At 72.7% G+C, this 2,538-nt stretch carries 1 protein-coding gene and 1 pseudogene; both read left to right on the top strand.

Annotated features, from left to right (window positions below):
* A partial coding sequence (locus ACHFGS_RS04765) for a transglutaminase-like domain-containing protein (RefSeq protein ID WP_394289223.1) occupies positions 1-1,735 on the top strand: 1,735 nt, incomplete at its 5' end.
* A gap of 58 nt (positions 1,736-1,793) precedes the next feature.
* Positions 1,794-2,538: pseudogene (locus ACHFGS_RS04770) on the top strand (hypothetical protein); the annotation flags it as partial.

A 2,538-nucleotide genomic window follows, 5' to 3' on the forward strand; every position in this document is an offset into this window, starting at 1 on the left:
GCCTGGGTCGATGGTGCTCGTCGCGGTCGCCGCGGCGGCGGCATGGGCACCGTGGGCGCTCGCCGGTGCGCCCCGAGAGGTCGCCCGCAGCGGGGTGGACCCGGTCGTGGAGATCGCCCGCACCCTCAGCCCGCTGGCGCAGTACCGCGCGTCGTTCACCGACGACACCGCCTACGACGAGGCACTGTTCACCGTCGCCGCTCCCGCAGAGGTGGAGCGGATACGGCTCGCCACGCTGCCGTTCTTCGACGGCCGGACCGCCCGCGCGGTCGATCCCACCACCGGCGACGAGGATCCCGCCACCGCCTTCATCCGCGTCCCGTCGGCGATCGATCAGGGAGCCGGCGCGATCGCCGACGTCGCCGTCACGATCGGCGCCCTCGAGGGCATCTGGCTGCCCACCGCGGGCAGCCTCGCAGAGATCACGTTCGAGGGACCGCGCGCCGCCGACCTCGCCGACGGCTTCTTCCACAACACCGCCACCGGCGCCGCCGTGCAGCTGGCCGAGCCCGGTCTGAGCGACGGCGACGCGTACCGCCTCCGCGTCGCCGCCCCGGAGACCGGCGCCGACGTGGCATCCCTCACCCCCTTGCGGAACGGGCCGTCTCTGGACGACGCGATCGTGCCGGAGAGCCTCCGCGAATGGATCGACGCACAGGCGGCACCCGCCGGTGGGGCAGGACTCGCCGAGCTGATCGACCGCCTCCGCGCCCGCGGATACCTCAGCCACGCCCTCGCCGTCGACACGGCAAACCCCCCGACGTGGCTGAGCGATCTCGGCGCGCCCGACTTCCAGCCCAGTCGGGCCGGGCACTCGACCGATCGGATCGGCGACCTCTTCGATCAGCTCCTGGACCGTCAGGTCGAGCTCGGCGATGCGCCGGACCCGCAGCTGGTCGCCGGCGTCGGCGATGACGAGCAGTTCGCCGTCGCGGCGGCCATGATCGCCGATCAGCTCGGCTTCGACACCCGCATCGTCGTCGGCACCCGTCTCGCCTCGGCGGAGGACCTGCCGGTGTGCGACGACGACGGCACCTGCCGCGGCGGCGACCTCGCCGCGTGGATCGAGGTGCGCGGCGCCGAAGGGCGGTGGGTGGCGATCGACGTCACCCCCCAGCACGAGGTGTTCCCCTCCCCCGATCTCGAGCAGCGTCAGGATCCCAAGAACCCCACCGACGTGCGCGACGACGACGCCGAAGAGGTGCTGCCGCCCGAGGCGAACCCGGCAGAGGGCACAGCGCGCGATGAGGACGTCGCCGAGGAGACCACCGACCTGTCGGCGCTGTGGAGCGCCCTCCGTGTCGCCGGCATCTCGCTGTCGGTCCTCGTCGTGCTCATCGGCCCGCTTCTGGTGATCGTCCTCGTGAAGGCCGTCAGGCGTCGCTCACGGCGACGCTCCCCCGATGTCGTGACACGCTTCACCGGCGGCTGGGAGGAGTTCGTCGACACCGCCGTCGACCACGGCTACCCGGTGCCCGCCGCCCACACGCGGCAGGAGCTCGCGGCGCTGTACGCCGGCGGCGATCCGAGCTCGCCCCGGCGCATGGCCACCTGGGCGGACCGTTCCGTTTTCGACGTCGCGCCCCCGACGGAGGCCGAGAACGCCGAGTTCTGGCGGCTGGTCGACGCCGAACGGGCCCGACTCGCGGGCGAGGGGACGTTCTGGTCGCGACTGCGGGCCCGGGTGTCCCTGCGGTCGCTGCGCGCACGTCCACAACGACCGGCACGCCGATAGGGTGGGCGGCTGACGGATGCGAACCAGGTCGTTACGGTAGTGGGGTCGAGGAGGAACAGTGAGCGGATCGACGACGGCGATGATCGAGGCCGGTGAGACGGGTTCGGCGGCCGCGGCCCTCGGGGCGGCGTCGGCGGGGTTGGGACTGTTGAGCTCCCTGCTCCAGCTCCTCGTCGCCGTAGGTCTCTACGTGTGGCTCGCACTCGCGCTGAGCGCGGTGTTCCGCAAGGCCGGGCAGGCGACCTGGAAGGCGTGGGTGCCGGTCGTCAACATGTGGACGCTGTTCGAGCTGGCCGGCATGAAGGGCTGGTGGGCCGTCGTCCAAGCCGTCGCCGGAATCGTCGCGTTCGTCGGCGGCACGATCGCCGCCGGTATCGCCGCCGCAGCCGTCATCGAGGCGGGTTTCAGCGGCGAGGGTGCGGCAGGAGCGGCGATCGGCGCGGGACTCACCGCGACACTGCTCTGGCTGCTCTACGCCGCGCTGATGCTCGTCCTCCAGATCAACATGATGCGGGGCCTGAATCGCGGCTTCGGTCTCGGCACCGGGCACTTCATCCTCGGGATCCTGCTCTTCCCGGTGTGGGCGAGTGTCGCGGGATGGGGAACAGCCCGGTGGCGTGCCCCCTCCGCCGAGGCGTCGACCTTCCCGGCATCCCCCTTCGGCGGCACCTCCGAAGCCGCCGCGGGAACCACCGCCGAGAGCGCCGACACGGTGACCGCGCCGCCGGCACCGTCGATGTTCGCGCCGCCGGCGATGCCGACCATCCCCGCGATCCCGCGCACTGCGCCGCCGGCGGGCAGCG

Source organism: Microbacterium sp., from assembly GCF_043427715.1.
Lineage (GTDB): Bacteria > Actinomycetota > Actinomycetes > Actinomycetales > Microbacteriaceae > Microbacterium.